The 19,984-nt window shown below is 58.6% G+C and carries 19 protein-coding genes and 2 pseudogenes; 6 read left to right on the plus strand and 15 right to left on the minus strand.

The genetic code is table 11. The features are described 5' to 3' along the window. Positions 1-20 precede the first annotated feature (20 nt). Together NG99_RS05125 and NG99_RS05130 are read left to right on the plus strand one after the other, a co-directional pair. The gene (locus NG99_RS05125; RefSeq protein ID WP_034889070.1) at positions 21-623 is read left to right on the plus strand and encodes an alpha/beta hydrolase; all 603 of its coding nucleotides are present in this window, start codon (positions 21-23) and stop codon (positions 621-623) included. 133 nt (positions 624-756) lie between these two features. After that, positions 757-978, plus strand: a complete 222-nt coding sequence (locus tag NG99_RS05130) for a YdgH/BhsA/McbA-like domain containing protein (protein ID WP_034889072.1) — start codon at positions 757-759, stop codon at positions 976-978. Between the two features lie 62 nt (positions 979-1,040). Here the strand turns inward: NG99_RS05130 and kdpD are convergent. The 5 genes and pseudogenes from kdpD to kdpF form a co-directional block, all read right to left on the minus strand. Further along, positions 1,041-3,705, minus strand: a pseudogene (gene kdpD / locus NG99_RS05135) (two-component system sensor histidine kinase KdpD). Between the two features lie 38 nt (positions 3,706-3,743). Beyond that, the gene (gene kdpC / locus NG99_RS05140) at positions 3,744-4,313 is read right to left on the minus strand and encodes a potassium-transporting ATPase subunit KdpC (protein ID WP_034889074.1); all 570 of its coding nucleotides are present in this window, start codon (positions 4,311-4,313) and stop codon (positions 3,744-3,746) included. A 12-nt stretch (positions 4,314-4,325) separates the two neighbouring features. Further along, positions 4,326-6,374, minus strand: a complete 2,049-nt coding sequence (gene kdpB / locus NG99_RS05145; protein ID WP_034889076.1) for a potassium-transporting ATPase subunit KdpB — start codon at positions 6,372-6,374, stop codon at positions 4,326-4,328. Between the two features lie 18 nt (positions 6,375-6,392). Further along, entirely contained in the window at positions 6,393-8,078 is a 1,686-nt protein-coding gene (gene kdpA, locus NG99_RS05150; protein WP_034889078.1) for a potassium-transporting ATPase subunit KdpA, read from the minus strand. Continuing rightward, positions 8,078-8,161: a K(+)-transporting ATPase subunit F gene (gene kdpF / locus NG99_RS28030; RefSeq protein ID WP_071994970.1), complete on the minus strand. Its 84-nt coding sequence runs from the start codon at positions 8,159-8,161 to the stop codon at positions 8,078-8,080. The genes kdpA and kdpF overlap by 1 nt, the downstream gene beginning before the upstream one ends. A gap of 237 nt (positions 8,162-8,398) precedes the next feature. On the opposite strand from kdpF, the gene NG99_RS05160 reads away from it, so the two are divergent. Beyond that, entirely contained in the window at positions 8,399-8,839 is a 441-nt protein-coding gene (locus tag NG99_RS05160) for a DcrB-related protein (protein ID WP_034889080.1), read from the plus strand. Positions 8,840-8,911: 72 nt separating this feature from the next. Here NG99_RS05160 and NG99_RS05165 read toward each other — a convergent pair whose 3' ends face one another. The 8 genes and pseudogenes from NG99_RS05165 to dgcN form a co-directional block, all read right to left on the minus strand. Continuing rightward, positions 8,912-9,307 (minus strand): hypothetical protein, encoded by a 396-nt coding sequence (locus NG99_RS05165; protein ID WP_034889082.1) that lies wholly within the window; start codon positions 9,305-9,307, stop codon positions 8,912-8,914. A gap of 110 nt (positions 9,308-9,417) precedes the next feature. Further along, complete coding sequence (locus NG99_RS05170; RefSeq protein ID WP_034889084.1) at positions 9,418-10,335, minus strand: LysR family transcriptional regulator; 918 nt, start codon at positions 10,333-10,335, stop codon at positions 9,418-9,420. 2 nt (positions 10,336-10,337) lie between these two features. Next, positions 10,338-11,429, minus strand: coding sequence for a dipeptidase (locus tag NG99_RS05175; RefSeq protein ID WP_034889086.1), 1,092 nt, complete (start codon positions 11,427-11,429; stop codon positions 10,338-10,340). Between the two features lie 309 nt (positions 11,430-11,738). Further along, positions 11,739-11,894: pseudogene (locus tag NG99_RS29880) on the minus strand (M55 family metallopeptidase); the annotation flags it as partial. A 74-nt stretch (positions 11,895-11,968) separates the two neighbouring features. Beyond that, positions 11,969-13,024: a P1 family peptidase gene (locus NG99_RS05180; protein WP_034889089.1), complete on the minus strand. Its 1,056-nt coding sequence runs from the start codon at positions 13,022-13,024 to the stop codon at positions 11,969-11,971. Between the two features lie 4 nt (positions 13,025-13,028). Next, entirely contained in the window at positions 13,029-13,256 is a 228-nt protein-coding gene (locus tag NG99_RS05185; protein ID WP_034889091.1) for a hypothetical protein, read from the minus strand. A gap of 22 nt (positions 13,257-13,278) precedes the next feature. Then, positions 13,279-14,244 (minus strand): N-acetyl-D-Glu racemase DgcA, encoded by a 966-nt coding sequence (gene dgcA, locus NG99_RS05190; RefSeq protein ID WP_034889093.1) that lies wholly within the window; start codon positions 14,242-14,244, stop codon positions 13,279-13,281. Positions 14,245-14,246: 2 nt separating this feature from the next. Next, positions 14,247-15,254: an N-acetyltransferase DgcN gene (gene dgcN / locus NG99_RS05195; RefSeq protein WP_034889095.1), complete on the minus strand. Its 1,008-nt coding sequence runs from the start codon at positions 15,252-15,254 to the stop codon at positions 14,247-14,249. A 174-nt stretch (positions 15,255-15,428) separates the two neighbouring features. Here dgcN and NG99_RS05200 point away from each other — a divergent pair, with 174 nt between their 5' ends. Then, positions 15,429-15,680 (plus strand): hypothetical protein, encoded by a 252-nt coding sequence (locus NG99_RS05200; RefSeq protein WP_034889097.1) that lies wholly within the window; start codon positions 15,429-15,431, stop codon positions 15,678-15,680. A gap of 2 nt (positions 15,681-15,682) precedes the next feature. Here the strand turns inward: NG99_RS05200 and NG99_RS05205 are convergent, their stop codons facing one another. Next, complete coding sequence (locus NG99_RS05205) at positions 15,683-16,693, minus strand: alpha/beta fold hydrolase (protein ID WP_034889099.1); 1,011 nt, start codon at positions 16,691-16,693, stop codon at positions 15,683-15,685. A 990-nt stretch (positions 16,694-17,683) separates the two neighbouring features. Here NG99_RS05205 and uilS point away from each other — a divergent pair. Beyond that, a complete protein-coding gene (gene uilS, locus NG99_RS05210) occupies positions 17,684-18,544 on the plus strand; it encodes a UilS family quorum-quenching N-acyl-homoserine lactonase (RefSeq protein WP_034889101.1) in 861 nt (286 codons plus the stop codon). Positions 18,545-18,547: 3 nt separating this feature from the next. Here uilS and NG99_RS05215 read toward each other — a convergent pair whose 3' ends face one another. Beyond that, a complete protein-coding gene (locus tag NG99_RS05215) occupies positions 18,548-19,552 on the minus strand; it encodes a nickel/cobalt efflux transporter (protein WP_034889103.1) in 1,005 nt (334 codons plus the stop codon). A 73-nt stretch (positions 19,553-19,625) separates the two neighbouring features. Here NG99_RS05215 and NG99_RS05220 point away from each other — a divergent pair, with 73 nt between their 5' ends. Continuing rightward, positions 19,626-19,901, plus strand: a complete 276-nt coding sequence (locus tag NG99_RS05220; RefSeq protein ID WP_034889105.1) for a metal/formaldehyde-sensitive transcriptional repressor — start codon at positions 19,626-19,628, stop codon at positions 19,899-19,901. Positions 19,902-19,984: the final 83 nt, after the last annotated feature.

Raw genomic sequence — 19,984 nt, forward strand, 5'->3', positions numbered from 1 at the left:
ATCCTGACAGCGAGGCGAAGATGACAAAAGGACTGGTGATTTTACTGCACGGTGTGGGCAGCAACGGAGAAGATTTAGCGGGCCTTGGCGCACACTGGTCTGGCGATCTGCCGGACGTGGTCTTTTCCAGCCCCAATGCCCCGTACCGCTTTGAGCATGGACCGGGCTATCAGTGGTTCAGCCTCACTGGTATTACCCCCGCAAACCGCCCTCAGCGGGTAGAGGCGGCGCGGGAGGCTTTCGATCGGCAGCTTACGGCTATCCTCGCCCAGCATCAGATGCAGGAGCAGCTGAATAAAGTGGTGCTGGTTGGTTTTTCTCAGGGTTCGATCATGGGACTGGACGCGGTCGTTTCCGGTCGCTGGCCGGTTGCCGGGCTGGTATCGTTCTCTGGTCGCCTTGCCTCACCCACGCCTTATCAGGTCGCCGCTGACACGCCGGTGCTGATGATCCACGGCATGGCGGACAGCGTTATCCCCTGCGCGGAAACGGAAACGGCGGCCAGCCTACTGCGTGAGGCAGGCGTCACCGTCAGCACGCAGCTCGATCCGTCAGTCGGCCATACTATTTCGGCGCAGGGCGCACGTTCCGCCGCCGATTTCATTGCGCGGTGCCTTGCTTAGCGGCTATCGCCCATTAAAAAAGTGTGATTAAGATCGCACTTATTGTTAATCAGCTAATAGTTTCCATGGTTATTATAACACCCATCGAAGGCACACAGCCTTCACCTGCAAAACATAAAGAAGGAATTTAACCATGAAAACTATCAAAACTCTGTCCGTTGCCGCCATCGCCGCCCTGTCACTGGTTTCTTTCGGTAGCTTTGCTGCCCAGAATATCTCTGCACACGGCTCAACGCTGGATAGCGCAGAAGCCCATATCGCTGCACAGGCTAAAGCCTCAGGCGCTGATTCTTATAAAATTACCAGCGCCCGTGCAGACAACGGCGTCTACATGACCGCTGAACTGTATAAATAACGGATGGTTGCATACGGAAGTGCCAGAAGAGGCTGCCTGCGGGCAGCCTTTTTTGTCGCTGTTTACGGATACTCTTCCAGCACCGGCGGCGTTTTCGCCGGTAGCGAGAGGATGAAGCGGGCCCCCCCTTCAGCACGGTTCACCGCGCGGATTTTTCCGCCGTGGATGGCCATAATCGCCTGACAAATCGCCAGCCCCAGGCCAACGCCAGGCACCGCCGACTCCTTACTGCCCCGCGCAAATTTCTCAAAGATCTGTTTTTCCTGCCCTTCTGGTATCCCAGGACCGCTGTCCCACACCTCAATCGTCAGCCAGCGTTCAGACTCAAGGCCAGCACGAATGCCGATTTTCGCCGCTTTACCGCTATATTTCAGCGCATTTTCCAGCAAATTGCTCAGTACCCGCTCCATCAGCGGCCCGTCAACATAGATCGGCAGCATCTCATGCGGCAGATCCAGCTCAACTTTGCGGCCAGCCAGCGAAGGCGACATCAATTTCAGCGTGCTGCCAATCAGCTCATCCAGCGCCATCCACTCCGCCGTCAGGCTGAAACCACCCGATTGCAGGCGGGCCATATCCAGCAGATTGTTGACCAGCCGGATGGTATTCAGGGTTTGTTCGCGCATCGCGCTGGCCTGCGGCGCGTGCTCCGAGCCTTCGCTTGCCAGGTCAAGCGTCAGAATTTCCGCCTGACCAAACAGCACCGTCAGCGGAGTACGCAGATCGTGTGAAAGCGCCGAAAGCAGCGCGTTGCGCAGCTGTTCACGCTCGGCGGCAAGACGCGACACGGCTTCACGCTGGCTCAGCGCAATACGCTCCAGGGCATTAGCAATCAGTACGGTAAAGGTTTCCACCAGCCGCTGCTGCTCCGGGATCATCAGCTGCCTGAGGTTAAGCGGCTCCAGCACCAGCAGCCCCAGCGTTTCGCTGCCGCTCTTCAGCGGCAGAATCTGCCAGGGAACGCCGGGCAGCGTATCCGTCCCGGCCCCGGCCGGCTGCCCTTTATCAAAGCTCCAGCGCGCTATCGCTTTGTCAGGAACCGCGATCAGCCGCGATTCGCCAACCGCCGTCAGTTCACCGTGCTCGTCAGGCAGCAGCAGTTCGCTGCGTGCCTGAAGAGTGATATCCAGACTGCGGGGCAGTGCCTGCGCAATATCCTGCTGGCTGAGCGAGCGACTCAGGGTTTTCGCCATCTCATACAGATTTCGCGCGCGCTGCTCACGATAGCGGGCCACGCGGGCCTGATAACGAACGCCCGCCGTCAGATTACCCACGATCACCCCAACCGCCAGCATCACGCCAAAGGTCACCAGATACTGCACGTCCGATACGGCAATGGTGCCCGTCGGCATGACGAACACCAGGTCGAACGCCACGATATTCAGCGCGGTCGCCACCACCGAAGGCCAGCGGCCATAGCGCAGCGCCACCACCACCACCGACAGCAAATAGATCATTACCAGGTTGACGGAGTCCACGCCGGGCATCACCCAGTGCCCAATCAGGGTGATCAGCAGGCAGAGCGCCAGGGCGGCCACGCAGCTGAAGTCGCCATTTATCATTCAGCGCCCGGTTATCCGCAACCGGGCCAGAAGGCAGGGAAACCGGCTCATCCAGCGCCACAATCACCAGATCCAGGTCTGGCCCCAGTTGCCCAAGGCGTTCGGCAAAGCTGTCCCGCTTCCAGCGGCGGGCTGGCCGTCTGCCGATAATGATTTTCCCCAGGTTATGTTCCCGGGCGTAGCGCAGCACCGCGCTGGCCTCGCTTGGGTCGGAAAGCGTGGCGGTTTCCGCACCCAAATCCTGAGCCAGCTGGAGCGTGCGCAGAATCCCGCGCCGCCGCGCTTCGGAAAGCCGGTGCAGCCGGGGCGTTTCGACATAGACCGCGTGCCAGACGCTGTCCAGCCTGGCAGCGAGACGGGCAGCGCTTCTCACCAGCTTCTCGCTGCCGGTGTTATCACCGATACACAGCAAAATGGCATCGCGCGTATGCCAGACTTTTTCCCGCCCCTGGCGGTCACGCCAGGCCCGCATCTGATCGTCAACGCGGTCGGCGGTACGACGCAGCGCCAGCTCGCGCAGGGCATACAGATTGCCTTTGCGGAAGAAGTTTTCGATTGCCCGTTCGGCACGCTCGCCAATATAGACCTTGCCCTCTTTCAGACGCTGACGCAGATCGTCGGCAGGTAAATCGACCAGCACGACCTCATCGGCCGCATCGAAGAACGGATCGGGAACCGTCTCACGCACCCGGATGCCGGTTACGCCGCCGACCACATCATTCAGGCTTTCCAGATGCTGAACGTTAACGGTGGTCATCACGTCGATCCCCGCCTCCAGCAGCTCTTCAATGTCCTGCCAGCGCTTGGGATGACGGGAGCCCGGCGCGTTGGTGTGCGCCAGCTCATCCATCAGGATCACCGCCGGATGGCGTGCCAGCGCCGCATCCAGATCAAATTCAGGATGGCGATGGTGCCCGGTTGGCCGTCGGGGCAGCACGGTCAAACCGTCCACCAGCGCCGCCGTCTCCGCGCGCCCGTGGGTTTCAACGATACCGATCAAGACTTCCAGCCCCTGAGCGCGCAGACGGCGGGCCTCCTGTAGCATTGCCCAGGTTTTCCCCACGCCGGCACAGGCGCCAAAGTAGATCTTCAGCTTGCCGCGTCCGCTTTCATCGCTCTGCAATAGCAAGGCGTCCGGGTCCGGGCGCTGGAGTTCGTCGTTCATGAGTGTCCCTGTACGAAAACATGTTGATCGTCAAAACGTTAGTTTAGCGCGTCCAGCGCCATATTCAGCGTCACCACGTTTACGCCCGGCTCGCCGAGAAAGGCAGGAAACGGCGTGACCGTCTGCTCCGCAATCAGCCGCTTCACCTCATCCAGAGGAAGCTGACGCGCCGCTGCCACTCGCGGAGCCTGCCAGACGGCAGCCTCAGGCGAGATTTGCGGGTCCAGGCCGCTGGCTGAAGCCGTGACCAGATCCACCGGCACCCTGGCGCTCGCCTGCGGATTGGCCTGACGCAAAGCCGCCACCCGCTGCTTCACCGCCTCATCCAGCGCCGGATTGCTGCCTGCCAGGTTGCTGCCGGAGGAAGCCTGCGCATTATAAGTGCTATCGCCGGTGGCGGATGGCCGCCCCCAGAAATAGTCCGGATGGGTAAAGTTTTGCCCAATCAGCGCCGATCCCCGCATTTTCCCCGCCTCATACAGCAAAGAACCGTTCGCCTGGGAAGGAAACCACCACTGGGCCAGCGTCGTGGTGAGTAAAGGATAAATCAGCCCGGTGATGAGCGTGAGTAACACCAGCAAAAATACCGCAGGACGTAATTGACTCATGATGCCTACTCCTTAAAACCAACCGGTGAGGGTCAGTAACATATCAATCAGTTTAATACCGGCAAAGGGCACCAGCAGGCCGCCAAAGCCGTAAATCCACAGGTTACGACGCAGTAAGGCCGCCGCGCTAAGGGGGCGATAGCTGACGCCGCGCAGCGCCAGCGGGATCAGGAACACAATCACCAGCGCGTTAAAAATTACCGCTGACAGAATGGCCGAATCCGGCGAGTGCAGCGCCATCACGTTCAGCGCGTTGAGCTGCGGATAGGTCACCGCAAACGCCGCCGGGATAATGGCAAAATACTTCGCCACGTCGTTGGCAATACTGAAGGTGGTCAGCGATCCGCGCGTCATCAGCATCTGTTTGCCGATATGCACCACCTCCAGCAGTTTGGTGGGGTTGGAATCCAGATCCACCATGTTGCCCGCCTCTTTCGCCGCCTGGGTGCCGGAGTTCATGGCTACCGCCACATCGGCCTGCGCCAGCGCGGGGGCATCGTTGGTGCCGTCGCCGGTCATCGCCACCAGCCGTCCCTCGGCCTGGTACTGACGGATCAGCGCCAGCTTGGCCTCCGGCGTCGCCTCGGAGAGGAAGTCATCGACGCCCGCTTCTGCCGCTATTGCCGCGGCGGTCAGCGGGTTATCGCCGGTGATCATAATGGTCTTGATGCCCATTTTACGCAGCTCGGCAAAACGCTCTTTAATACCGCCTTTCACAATGTCCTTCAGCGCCACCACGCCCATCACTTTGGCGCCGTCGCAGACAACCAGCGGCGTGCCGCCGCTGCGCGCCACCTCTTCCACCAGCTTATTGACCTCCGTCGGAAACTGGCCGCCGTTACTGTCGATATGGCGACGAACCGCGTCCACTGCGCCTTTACGCACCATCCGCCCCTGCACATTGACGCCGCTCATGCGGGTCTGCGCCGAGAAGGGAATGAAGGTGGCGCCCATGCCGTTCAGATCGCGCTCACGCAGATTAAATTTCTGCTTCGCCAGCACCACAATGCTGCGTCCCTCCGGCGTTTCATCCGCCAGCGAAGCCAGCTGCGCCGCGTCGGCCAGTTGCTCTTCGCTCACCCCTGGCGCGGCCATAAACTGCGTCGCCTGACGGTTACCGAGGGTGATGGTGCCGGTTTTATCCAGCATCAGCACATCCACATCGCCAGCCGCTTCCACCGCTCTGCCGCTGGTAGCGATAACATTCGCCCCGAGCATCCGGCTCATACCGGCAACGCCGATGGCCGACAGCAGACCGCCGATGGTGGTCGGGATCAGGCAGACCAGCAGCGCCACCAGAACAGTGATGCTGACCGGGTTGCCTCCCCACAGCGTAAACGGGTAGAGCGTGGCGGTGGCCAGCAGGAAGACAATCGTCAGCGCCACCAGCAGAATCGTCAGGGCAATCTCGTTTGGCGTTTTACGCCGCGTTGCGCCCTCGACCATCGCAATCATGCGGTCGAGGAAGGTTTCCCCTGGGTTCACGCTGCACTGAATCACCAACCAGTCTGACAGGATGCGCGTGCCGCCGGTCACCGAGGCAAAGTCGCCGCCCGACTCACGGATTACCGGCGCGGACTCTCCGGTAATGGCACTTTCATCCACCGAGGCTCCGCCCTCCAGCACTTCGCCGTCGCAGGGGATGATATCGCCCGCTTCGACCAGCACCCAGTCACCCTTACGCAGCGAATCCGCCGCCACCTGCTGATGCGCGTCACCATAATGCGGCCCGATCATTTTCTTCGCATCGCTGGTCTTCTGAATGCCCTTCAGGCTGTTTGCCTGCGCTTTGCTGCGCCCTTCCGCCAGCGCCTCGGCAAAGTTGGCAAACAGCACGGTGAACCACAACCACAGCGAAATAGCCCCGGTAAACCCGGCGCTGCCGGGCGTTTTACCTGCCAGCATCGCCAGCGCCAGCAGCGTGGTCAGCACGCTACCCAGCCACACCACGAACATCACCGGATTACGAAACTGCACGCGGGGACTCAGCTTTCTCGCTGAATCGACCAGCGCGGATCGGATCAGCGCGCCATCAAACAGCGCCTGTTGATTACGACTCATGATTCTTCTCTCCGGCAGTTAGTTACCGAACATCTGTAAGTGTTCTGCCACCGGCCCCAGAGCCAGAGCAGGAATAAACGTCAGCGCCCCTACCAGCATTACGGTGCCAATCAGCAGGGCAATAAACAGCACGCCGTGCGTGGGCAAGGTTCCGTTACCCGGAGGCTGAATTTTTTTCATCGCCAGCGATCCGGCGATCGCCATCACCGGGATGATGATGCCAAAGCGACCCACGAACATGCAGAACGCCAGCAGCAGGTTCCAGAACGGCGTGTTCGCGCTCAGACCGGCAAAGGCGCTGCCGTTGTTATTGGCCGCCGACGATACGGCGTACAGCACCTCGCTGAAGCCATGAATGCCCGGATTCGCCATGCCGCTGCGGCCCGCGTCGGTCATCATTGCCAGCGCGGTTCCCAGCAGCACCAGCGCCGGGGTGACCAGGATCGCCAGCGCGGTCATTTTCATCTCCCACACGTCGATTTTCTTACCGAGATATTCCGGCGTACGGCCGATCATCAGTCCGGCAATAAAGACCGCCAGCAGCACGAACATCAACATGCCGTACAGGCCAGCCCCTACGCCGCCGAACACCACCTCACCAATCTGGATCAGCCACATCGGCACCATGCCGCCCAGCGCGGTAAAGGAGTCATGCATCGCGTTCACCGCGCCGCACGAGGCCGCCGTGGTGACCACCGCAAACAGGCTGGAGTTGAGGATGCCGAAGCGGGTTTCCTTGCCTTCCATATTGGCGGCGCTGTCCGCTCCCAGGCTCAGGAAGTGAGGATTGCCGTTGATTTCGGCCCACATCACCACCACCGCCGCCGCGATAAACATCAGCGACATCGCCCACAGCAGCGCGTGGCCCTGGCGGCGATCTTTCACCGCGTCACCAAAGGCAAAGCAGAGCGCCGCAGGGATCAGGAAAATCGCCAGCATCTGCGCGAAGTTGCTCAAGGCCGTTGGGTTTTCAAAAGGATGCGCCGAGTTGGCGTTAAAGAAGCCGCCGCCGTTGGTTCCCAGCATCTTGATCGCTTCCTGCGAGGCAACCGGCCCCATCGGCAGCGTCTGCTTCACCCCTTCCAGCGTGGTGAAATCGGGATAGCCGTTGAAATTTTGCAGCGTCCCCTGGCTGACAAAGAACAGGGCAATCAGCAGCGACAGCGGCAGCAGAACAAACAGCGTGATCCGCGTGATGTCACGCCAGGCGTTACCCAGCGTGGCCAGCGAACGGTTAGCGAAGCCCCGGATCAGCGCGAAGGCCACCGCTATCCCGGTCGCCGCAGACAGAAAGTTCTGTACCGTCAGCCCGACCATCTGGCTGAAGTAGCTGAGGGTGCTTTCCCCGGCGTAGGCCTGCCAGTTGGTATTGGTGACAAAGCTGACCGCCGTGTTTAGCGCAAGGTGCCAACTCAGCCCCGGCAGCTGCTGCGGATTCAACGGCAGACTGGCCTGGCTCATCAGCATGACCATCAGCAGGATCGCCCCGCCAAGGTTGAACAGCAGTATCGCCAGTAGGTAGCGTCGCCAGTGCATTGGCTCGCTATTCACGCCGCTTACCCTCCACAGCACGCGCTCTACCCCCGCAAAACCGGGCAGAGAGCGATCTTCGATCAGCCGGGTCAATCCGCTTCCCAGCGGGCGGGCGAGGATCATCAGTATCACCAGATAGCTGGCGATCAGTAAAAATGCGCTGGCGGCCATCAGAAGGCCTCCGCGTTAATCAGGGCATAGACCAGATAGCCCAACAGCAGAAACACCAGCACAATGCCGGCAATTAAGGCCATGCTCACAACACACCTCCAGAACGCTTTCAGATGCCTGTATTGTTGCGAGCGGGGTGCAAAGTTGATGTAAAAAAACGGGGAAAGGGCGTAAAGAAAGTATAAAAATGGCCGAATACGGCGGCCGCTGGGGCGTGCGAATAAAAACGCAGCGCGGCGTAAAACCGTAATTTGTCTATAGCCTCCCCTTCAGGGGCATGCAAAAATTTTGCCTCTGACACGGCAAATGGATGATGCAAAATGACACAGCTCCCCCGACCTTATTTGATTTCTGAAGGTCAATTTACCCTTCCGGCTAATTATCACGATCGTACGGTTAACGCCTTCGTTCCCGTCACGCCCGCCCCGGCAATGAATGTTTCCCGCGACTATCTGGCCACTGGCGAAGATGCCGCCGCTTATCTCACCCGTCAGCTTGACCAGCTGATTCCACACATGCAGGGCTGGCTTCAGCACCTGCGTGAACCTGTAGAGCTGGGTAACGGCCTGCTGACCGGGGAAATTATTCACATCAGTTTTTTGCGGGAAAATGCCCGAATTGCCCAGATGCAGGCCATTTTCGCTCTGGATAGCGTACGCGTACTGGTGTTCAGCATCAGCAAAATGGGGGAGATTACGGCGGCGGAGTCAAAACTGCTGCGTGATATGCTGTCCAGCTTCAGGTTTCACGATGCGGGCTAAATACCTGCAACGACACGGGAAGTCATGATTTTACCTGCCCGGCAGGAAAGTCGGGCAGGTAAGCGGTACGCTTCAGGTGGTCAGCAGCGTATACAGGGTTTGCAAATCGCGTTTGATCCACGCGATATCCTGGGCAAATTTCTCTTCCGAGACCAGCGGCTGGCGGAATACGGTGATCAACACGTCAGCGCCTTCCTGGTTCGCCACAATCCGCATGGGCACATACACCTCTTTACCAAACCCGGTATCCACATAGTGATCCATCACGCCAAACGCGTTGTGGTCGGTGAAACGGATTTTTACCACCCCCTCCGGGCCATTGGCTTTCCAGTATATTCCTTCCTGCACCAGCGAAGACTGGCTGAGGCCCGTGGCCCATTTTGGAAAATAGTCGGGTTTCCAGATCGTTTCGTAAAGGTCAACCCAGTTACGGGGGATAGTCAGACTGACGGTTTGCGATGGCAGCACGGCTCCTCCTGAATTCTGTTATGACCGAAGATTTAACCATCAGTGGTGCGGCTTGAAAAGCCTGCTGCCGCTAATCTGCAATGCGGATAACGAAACGGCAGGCTGACGCGCTACATTGCCTGCTCCGCGTGAATTTGCGCCTCGCACTGACGCGCCAGTTCCCAGAGCTTGCTGCGGATCACCTGCTTTAGCTGTAGCGTAGACTGCGACTGTGGCCGGTCGCGGCGGCTGACCAGCATCACCTCAAACGGCAGCGGCTGGGCAATCGGCAACACCCTGAGCTGTTCCGCATAGCGCCGTCCGGTAAACAGATCGACAATGCCGACGCCGCCGCCCGCCAGCACCATATCGGCAATCACAGAATAGGTTTTTATATACAGCGGGTTAGCTGGCTGCAACGCTTTATCTTTCAGCGCCCGGTGCAACACATGACCAAGCGGATCTTCTTTCTGCATCATCAGCAAATTGTTCTCGCACAGCCACTCCAGCGTCACCGGCTTATCCAGCGCTGAGCTTGCCGGCAACAGCGCCACCATCGACGAGTGAAACAGCGGTTCCGCCACCAGTTCACCCGGCACCTGCTGACCAAACACCAGCGCAAAATCGAGCCGGTCTTCCAGTAAATTCTGGCAGAGGGTACTGAAGTGCTCCGTCACCAGGTCGACGTTGACAAAGCCGTTCTGCCGACGATATTCCACCATTGCCGGCGCGAGGATCATCTGGCCAAACGCATGGGCCGCGCCGACCCTGACCGTCTGACCTTCACCACGACGAAGCTGCTCGGTCAGGCTGCTGATGGCCTGAAGGCGGCCGTAAAGCTCGCGAATTTCGGGGATCAGCCGCTGGGCCTCCAGCGTGGGGATCATTCCCTGGCTACCGCGTTCAAACAGCGTGAAGCCCAACTGCTGCTCGGCATGGCTCAGCACCCGGCTGACGTTGGGCTGCGAGACGTTAAGCTGTCGCGCGGCCGCGCTGATGCTGCCGGTATCAACAATGGCCTGAAACACCTCAATATGCCGCAGACGCATGGTCACTCACCCCAGGTGGCTTCCAGCACGCGGATCCAGTTGCCGTAGCAGATTTTTTCCAGCAGCGGCCTGCCGTAGCCGCGCTCGCTTAACGCATTGACCAGCAGCGGCAGGCCCGTTACGTCTTTCATATCCGACGGCAGCGTGGTGCCGTCAAAATCAGAGCCAAAGCCAACGTTATCCTCGCCAACTTTTTCCACCAGGTAATCTACGTGGCGGACAATCTCCAGCACCGTAGCATCCTGCGCTTTTTTACCGTCGCTACGCAGAAAGCTGGTGCCGAAATTGACCCCGACAAAGCCGTTCGTTTCGCGGATGGCGGCCAGCTGGCGGTCGGTGAGATTGCGCGACTGCGGGCACAGCGCGTGAGCATTCGAATGGCTGGCAACCAGCGGCGCGCTGCTAATCTCCGCCGTCTGCCAGAACCCTTTCTCATCCATATGCGAGAGGTCGACCATGATGCGCTTGTCGTTGCAGGCCCGCACCAGCCGCAATCCCAGCTCCGTCAGGCCGTTGCCAATATCCGGCGACGAAGGAAAACGAAACGGCACCCCGTCGCCAAAAATATTCGGTCTGCTCCACAGCGGGCCAAGCGTTCGCAGACCGGCCGCATAGAGCACGTCGAGCAACGCCAGGTCTTCATCCAGCGCTTCCGCTCCTTCGATATGCATCACCATTGCGATAGCGCTGTCCTGCATACACTGCCGAATGTCCGCCGCCGTGCGGCAAATCCGCGCGGCTCCGTTTGACTGCTGCTCAATGCGCAGCAGGGTAGCGATCATCGACAGCGTAATGTCCAGCGCCTCGGCCCTGGATGGCGTTGGCTCGATTTCATCATAGTCCGGCACCGCCCGATTATTCCTTACGGCTGGCGCAGTTCTTGCGCTATATCCAGCCGAAGGGACATAAGCTGCGAAAAGTCCGCCAGCAAAACCACCCTGCCTCAGACGCGGCAGATCCATTTGCCCCGCTGCCGGTCCGTTGAGAAATGCCGGGACGGCATCGTCCTGATGGGACAGCCACAGGCGCATCAGGAGATCGTTATGACCATCAAAGACGGGCAGAATGACGGCATCAGAACGTAGTTGTTGCATAGGAAATTTCGCTTTCAGGTTGTGGGATGGACAGCGCCCTTTTTTAAGGGCGGCCTGCACCAGAAAAGGGCAGCCGGCTTCGCGTAAAAAATAAAGGACTTCTGCTTTCAGTACTACCCGACGGGGTGGGTCACTGTCAAGGGAAATAGCAGGGGAAATATTATAATTTTTCTTTTATTTCAACAATTTGCAAATATCACGGCGACCAGAAGACGTTTTCTTAGCGGTAGCCGGTGAAACGCATTGATCTGAGTCTCACGCTTGAGGAATGAGTACGACCCTTAACTGGCAGCAGGCTTAATTCTGCGTCGTAGCCAGGTAGGAAAATGCGCTATCAATGGCCGCATTCACCTCCTGCTCCATCAGCCCGCGCGCCAGCTGGTATTCCGCATGGCCTGGACTGCACTGTCAGGGGCGCATCACCCCTGCGATACCGTCGATATCGACGGAGATAAAAATTTTCATCGGGAAATTCCTTAGCAGAAAGAGTTGGGGCAAAACGCTGCCGCTTTGTGTCGGCGCGACAGCGTTTTCGGCAGTTAACAGTGTGAGAGAGCGACCAGGCGATCCAGCACTTCACTGAGCGCAGGGCGATGGTGTCCGCGAAACCCGGTGACCGCCTCCGCGCTGAGCAGCGCATCCAGCACCGCGTGTTCGGTCGCATCGGCAGCGGCGGCCAAAAGCGGCTCCAGAGCGGCCTCCTGCGGCGGCTGCGGGATAGCGCAGGTCGAGAAAGCCACCGAAATATCGCCGGAGCCGTGGCCCCAGTAGCTTCCCAGCCTGCCCAGCCCCGCTCCGGCGCGCTTCGCGATGCGTTTCAGCTGGCGAGCTTCCAGCGGCGCATCGGTCGCCATAATAATGATGATGGAACCGGCATCACGCTGCGGCGTCAATTCAGGCAGCAGCGGCGCTATTGCCTCACCCACCCGCACGCCGTCCAGCGTCAGCGCGGGCAGCGCACCAAAGTTAGCCAGCACCAGCACGCCCAGCGTCGCGTTGAGCGAGGGAATTAGCCGTGAGGCGGTGCCAATGCCGCCCTTCAGGCTGAAGCAGCTCATGCCGCGCCCGGCACCGACGCTGCCACGGGCAAAATCAACGCTGGCGGAGTGGAGCGCCTGCTGCGCCATGCTTTCGCTGACGGCCAGCGCCTGAATATCATTTAACCAGCCGTCGTTGCACTCCAGCGCCAGCGGGTTAACGGTCGGCAGCGAGCGTCCCAGCTCCGGGTTAAGGGCGATAGCCTCTCTTACCAGGGCAGTAAACAGCGTGCCGACCGCCAGCGTATTGCTGAGCAGAATCGGCGTTTGCAGCACGCCCAACTCTTCCACCTGCACCAGCCCAAGCGGTTTAGCAAAGCCATTCAGCACCGACGCGCCGCAGGGCAGCGGCTGCATAAACAGATTGTCGCCCGGCGGCACAATAGCGCTGACTCCCGTCTGTCGCTCGCCGTCATCCAGCGTCGCGTGCCCAACCCGTACGCCCGGCACGTCGCTCAGGCTGTTGGCGGCGCCGCAGACGCCGCGAGGGTTGCCCAACCGGCGCGTTTCGCGCCAGCGGTGCAGTAACAGGTTGAGTGCCGCCTGCTGATAATCCATCCGTTTACCCTTTTAGTTTGGGATCTAATGTGTCGCGCAGCGCGTCGCCCAGCAGGTTAAACGCCCCCATGGCAACAATTTCGCCTTTGTTGATGGTGAAGGAGACGCCATTCAGCGCGAGAGGTTTACCCGAGCGTCCGCTAAAGCTGATGCTCAAATCCTCAACCTGTAAAAAGGGTAAGGCGCTAGCGGATCGGGTGATGTCTGGCTCTGGTTGAATGCGTTCCCTCATCGTGGCTCCGGTGGCGTCTGGCTCAGAGCCAGATGCGACCCTGGTTGTAAGAGAGGTAAGGAGAGCTGTCCGCCGCGAGCCAAATCGGCCCGTCGAGATCTACGTGTTCCGCCGAGACGGCAACCGGCAGCGCGGCCTCCATCGCCAGCGACGATCCCAGCATACAGCCGACCATCAGCCGCATTTTCTGCCGTTTTGCTTCTGCCACCATCGCCAGCGCTTCGGTCAGGCCGCCGCACTTATCGAGCTTGATGTTGATCATCTCGTAGCGATTACGCAGCCCGGCGATATCGCCAACGTGGTGGCAGCTTTCGTCAGCACAAACCGGGATCGGGTGGTCGCAGCGCTGTAAATCCGCATCTTTACCCGCAGGCAGCGGCTGTTCGATCATCTCGACGTTGTAGTGCGTCAGCGCAGTGAACAGGCTGTTCAAATCCAGTCCGGCCCAGGCTTCGTTGGCATCAATAATCAACGAGGCATTCGGCGCGGCAGCGCGAATGGCCGCCACTTTTTCCAGGATCAGATCGCGGTTAAGTTTGATTTTCAACAGAATGACGCCGCGCGAAACGGCATCTGCGGCGGCGGCGGCCATCATTTCAACGCTGTCCAGGCTCAGCGTTTCGGCCGTGATCACCGCCGCTGGGGGCTGCGCATTCAGACGCTGCCACAGCGTTTGCCTGTTCAGCGCCGCATCAAGCCGCCACAGCGCGCAGTCCAGCGCGTTGCGGGCAGAACCCGGCAGCAGCCGGGTTTGCAGCTCGCTCAGCGTCAGGCCGTTTTCAACTTCTTCCTGAACGGCAGCCAGCTGTGCGGTGACGCTCACTGCGCTTTCGCGGTAATGGGCGGTTGGCGTACATTCACCGCACCCGATAAAACCCTGCTCTTCCAGCGTCACCCGTACCACGGTCACCGCAGTGCGGGTGCCTCGGGAGATGGCGAACGGGCGGGCCAGCGGCAGCTCCACCACCTCAACCTGCATCCGACGCATAGTTAACCCCGCTCCTTCAACAGCGCAGCGATCGCCTTGATGCCAAAACGCACCGGATCGGTGGCCGGTACGCCAAACTCTTCGCTAATCTGCTGGCAGTAATCACGCGCCTCCTGCTCGCTGAAGCCCGAGGTATTAATGGCAAAGCCAGCCAGCTGCACGCTCTCGCTGGTGACGTGAGCGGCGCGCAGGTTGGCCTCGACGCAGTCGGCCAGGCTGACCATCGGCTGGTGCGGAAGGTGGCGCATATGCGGACGGTGCATCTCGTGACACATCACCAGCCAGTGCGGCTGCGCGCCGTGGATCAGGCCCATGCTGACGCCGGCATAAGAAGGGTGGAAAAGCGACCCCTGGCCTTCGACGATGTCCCAGTGATCGGCGTCGTTAGCCGGGGAAAGCGCTTCGGCAGCACCGGCAATAAAGTCAGCAATCACCGCATCAATGGCGATGCCTTCACCGGCTACGAGGATGCCGGTCTGGCCCGTGGCGCGAAAATCCGCCTTCAGACCGATATCACGCATCGCGGATTCCAGCGCCAGCGAAGTGTACATTTTGCCGACCGAGCAGTCGGTCCCCACGGTCAGCACGCGCTTGCCGCTGCGCTTTTTGCCACTGCCGACGTTCAGCGCCGGTCGCATATGGCGAATGTCGAACAGCGCAACGCCCTGCTCCGCCGCCAGCGCCGCCAGCTCTTGGTTATCCGCCAGGCGGTAATGCAGGCCGCTGGCAACGTTCATGCCGGCTTTAATCGCGCCACGAACGGTATCCAGCCAGTGTTCCGGCAGATAGCCTCCGGCGTTGGCGGTGCCCAGCACCAGCGTTTTGGCGCCAGCCGCCACGGCAGCCTCAATGCTCAGATCGTTCAGCCCCAGCGAGACGGCGCAGCCGGGCAGACGGATCTGGCCGATGCACTGCTCAGGCCGCCAGACCTGAATACCGCGCGCGGTTTTCGCTGCCAGAGGATCGGTAACATCGCCAAGGAATAACAGGTAGGGTTGAGGGATCAGCATCAGGGTTATCTCTTATCAGGTTTCAGGGTTGGCCTGATAAGACTATTTCACCCTGACGGGAGGTTGGATAATGCTTGTTTATCGCCAGGGTATAGCCTGAAGTTATGCTACCCTTTTTGTTTATCCGTGCTCAGGCGGCGGAAAGCGCGTTATTTATGCTGGGGGGAAGTCGCTATGAAAAAGTCAGCCAGGCTGGCGCTGCTGGGGTTAGTGTTCTCCTCTGCGGCCTGTTCGCAGTTATCCCAACTGCCGCTGGTGCCGCCGAAAGAGGACAGACTGGCGACGCCTGCGGCGGCGAAGTGCGACGTCAGCCTTTGCCAGCAGCAGTGTTATCTGCAGTACAGCCAGTGCGATCGTAACGACGACAGCGGCTGCGGGGCGAAGATGCAGAGCTGTCTTCAAGCCTGCGCCTCACAATGCCGCTGAGGTCAGCGCGAATTCATGGTCTTAATAAGTGCCTGATTAAATTTTTCCGGCTGTTCCATTTGCGGCGCATGTCCCATTCCTGGGAACTCTATTAGCCTGGAGTGGGGGATTAGGACAGCAACCTGTTTACCCAGTTCGTTGTAGTGACCAATCTTCGCTTTCACCTCCGGCGGAGCAATATCGCTGCCGATCGCGGTGGTATCCGAGGTGCCAATCATCAGCGTGGTTGGCATGGTGAGATCTTTGAACTCGTAATAGACCGGCTGTGTGAAAATCATGTCGTAGAGCAGCGCCGAATTCCAGGCCACAATGCGATGCCCGGGGCCGTTGTTCAGCCCGGCCAGCATAGTGACCCAGCGATCGTATTCCGGCTTCCAGCGCCCGACGTAATAGGTGCTCATTTCGTATTTCTTGATGCTGGCGGCGGAGGTTTTCAGCTCGCGCTGATACCAGTCATCCACGCTGCGCCAGGGCACGCCTTTCGCTTTCCAGTCCTCCAGCCCAATCGGGTTGACCAGCACCAGCTGCTGCACGCGTTGCGGATACATCAGCGCATAGCGGGTAGCCAGCATACCGCCGGTCGAGTGGCCCACCAGCGTCACCTTCTCAATGTGCAGCTTAGTCAGCAGGGCCTGCGTATTCTGAGCAAGCTGCTGGAAACTGTACTGGTAATGCTCCGGCTTACTGGAGGTGCAAAAACCAATCTGATCCGGCGCAATCACCCGGTAACCCGCGCGGCTCAGCGCATCAATCGAGTCCTGCCAGGTCACGCCGCAAAAGTTCTTGCCGTGCATCAGCACGGCGGTGCGGCCGTTGGCATTGCCTTTTGGCTGCACGTCAATATAACCCATACTCAGCGGCTGCCCCTGCGAGGTAAAGTCAAAGTGCTGTAGGGGATAGGGAATATCAAACCCCTGAAGTTCCGGACCGAACTTCGGCGTGGTTTCTGCGGCAGCGACGGAAAAAACCGTCACCAGGCCCGACAATAGCAGGCCCCGAAAGATTTTTAACACTGTCTTCATCCTTAACAAAGTCTACAGGCGGTAAAAGAATCAGGGTAAACAAGGCTTAACCATAGCGGATAAAAAAGTCTGTCAGCGAATGTGACATGTAAAGAAGCGCAAAGAGGGGACGACCGCCCCGGCGGCCGGAACGGGTATGGCATTTGCCGACAGTTGTCTCAGTTTTTAACAAAAAAAGCCTTCCCACAGGCTACGCTATGGCGAAATCCCCGAGGCGGATTACATTTATTCTCAGCAAGCCGGAGAGAAGGAGAAGTGTATGACCAACAATGCGGGATGGTGGCTTTCGCTGTTATGGCTGAGCCTGTGCTGTCTTCTCGAACCTGAGGCGCCTGAACGCTCCAGTTTTTACATGCAGGCGTAGTGCTCTTATTTGCCACAGCACTGTGAATAAGGCGTCGATTAAATTAAACGACGCCTTATTAAGTTCTGCCGGATTAAATCGTTAACCACTCAGACATTAACCCACTGTTCTTTGTTAAATGACTTCACAACCCAGCCGTCCTCCTGCTGAAGCGAAAAGAGTGACTATTCCCCTGACGATGCTGGATATAACTGAATTTACGCAATCTATTACCTGCTCATTATTACGCTTGCTATACCGCTTAGCGTACTGTCACTCTTCGTTTAAAAAAAGGAGCAGAGTAATCACGCGCTCTTGAGTAACAAACCCTGACTTTTATTTTATCTCAATAGTCTCCCATATCTTAAGATAAGGATTAATACGTGATAAATTTCAACGTGGGGATAAATATATAGCGCACTATTATTTATTCCCGAACCCTGGCTGAGCATTCACTTTCTGGGCCGCAACTCCTTTACTGATTGATCAACCTCACTAAAACGGACTTTTTCTCCCTTTTTTGCCTTACCGGGAGTCCCGCTGCGACGAGTATTTTGCTACCGTAAGCCTCGCAAAATGTTATCCATTGCCGGACCTGATTACTCCGCTTAACTGGACTCCACTTATAAGGACGTATTATGAACATTGCTCGCCACACTCTGCCTTGCGATATCGTCGCCACGGTTCGTTCCCCAGATAATGCCCTCTCTGCCCCCACGATTATCCTGTGCCACGGCTTTTGTGGTATCCAGGAGTTGTTACTACCGCCGTTTGCAGAGGCATTTACGGAGGCGGGCTTTACGACCATTACCTTCGACTACCGGGGCTTTGGAGCCAGCGGCGGCGAGCGTGGCCGACTGGTTCCGGCGATGCAGATTGAGGACATCCTCAGCGTTGTACACTGGAGCCAGTCATTACCAGAGGTAGACAGCGCCCGAATCGGGCTGTGGGGAACCTCGTTCGGCGGCTGTCATGTGATGGCCGCCGCCGCTGATAATTCAGAGATTGCCTGCGTGGTCAGTCAGCTGGCCTTTGCGGATGGAGAACAGATCGTCACCGGGAAAATGAGCGCAGAAGAGAAAAGCGGCTTTATCGCCACCCTCAATAAAATGGCTGACAAGCAGGCCGCGACCGGCAAAGAGATGTTTGTGGCGATAACTCGCGTGCTGAATGACGAAGAATCAAAAACTTTTTTCGACAGCCATAAGGTGGATTTCCCGGCGATGGATATCAAAATCCCCTTCCTTACGGTGCGCGAGACGCTGAATTATCGACCCGCAGACGCTGCCCAACTGGTGAACTGCCCAACGCTGGTGGTAGTGGCGGGACGCGACACGGTCAATCCGCCAGAGCAGGCGATTGCCCTGTTTAATGCCCTGGGATCGCCGGAGAAAAGGCTGCATATTGAAGACGGTGCAAAGCATTACGACATCTACAGCGGCGCGCATTTCCAGCGCACTATCGCGCAACAGATCGACTGGTTCCAGCGCTGGCTGTAAGGATCAGCCCATAATCCCCATCCAGCCGTGCAGAGCCATATAAAGACCTACGGCGGCGATCAGCGCGCTGGAGAAATAAGGGGCCCGATGGGCGAAGGTACTCAGGCCGCTCCAGCGCTTAGTCGCGTGTTTCAGGCTGAGGGCGGCCCCTACGCCTACGGTGACCAGCGTTAGCGCCAGGCCAATGCTGAAGCACAGTACCAACAGCGCGCCCAGCGAGAAGGCTTTGACCTGAATACACAGTAGCAGGACGGTGATCGCTGCCGGGCAAGGGATCAGGCCGCCAGTCAGGCCAAACAGCACGATCTGGCCGGTGGTGACTTTGCGATTGGCAAACCGTTTTTCAATATCGCTGGCGTGAGCCTTCGCATGGGCATCCTGGTACTCTGCGCTACGGAGATCGATTCGAGGTAGCGCAACGCCGGCGGCCTGACCTGCCGTAAGCGACTGCCCGTGACCGGACGCTGGAACGTGGGAATGCAAGTAACCCGCCGCAGCCGCATGGCTATGAGAGGAGGCAAGGCCATGAAAATGTTGGTGCTGAGCATGTGCTGAGTCATGCGCATAATGATGGCGATCGCTGTGGCCGTGCGTATGATGATGGTCGTGGTCATGACCGTGCGCATGGGGATGATCGTGTCCGTGACCGTTTTGCCAGTCGCGCGCGTCACGCCACGTTCGCCAGGCCATCCAGGCTGCGGTGGCCAGAATGATAAAGCCGGAAATGAGCTGCATCCAGGGTTCTGCGGCATCGGCCGTAAAGCGATTGCTGATGTACATGCCACCCAGCGCAATCGCCCAGACAATCAGAGTGTGGGACAGAGTCGCCGCCAGCCCGAGCAACGCCGCCTGTTTTACCGTGCCGCGCACGGCAATAATGAACGCCGCCATCATGGTCTTGGAGTGGCCCGGCTCCAGCCCATGCAGCGCACCGAGCAGAATCGCGCTGGGAATAAACAGCCAGACATTCCCAACCCCCTGCTGAAGTAAAGCGGCGAAATCCATCATTCTGTTTTCCTGCTGCGAAGTAAGTATGTTATCTATACTATACCCCAGTATACTATTCGATCAAGGAGACCCTATGTCGCACACCATCGCTAATAAGAAAAAACTGCTCACGCGAGTTCGCCGTATTCGGGGCCAGGCCGACGCGCTGGAGAAAGCGCTGGAAAGCGAAACCGAGTGTATCGCCATTTTGCAGCAAATCGCCGCCGTTCGCGGCGCGGTTAACGGTTTAATGAGCGAAGTTTTGGAAGGCCATATCCGTGAACATCTGATGGACGAGCGCTACAGCATGAGCGAAAAAGAGCGGGATATGGAACAGATTGTGTCGGTGATCCGCTCCTATATGAAGTAAGGCTCTTACCCGCCGGAGAACCTGATCCCGAGCCAGCGTTAAAAATAAAAAGGAACCTGGTCGGGAGTTCCTGCCACTCACCT

It is taken from the genome of Erwinia typographi (genome assembly GCF_000773975.1).
Lineage (GTDB): Bacteria > Pseudomonadota > Gammaproteobacteria > Enterobacterales > Enterobacteriaceae > Erwinia > Erwinia typographi.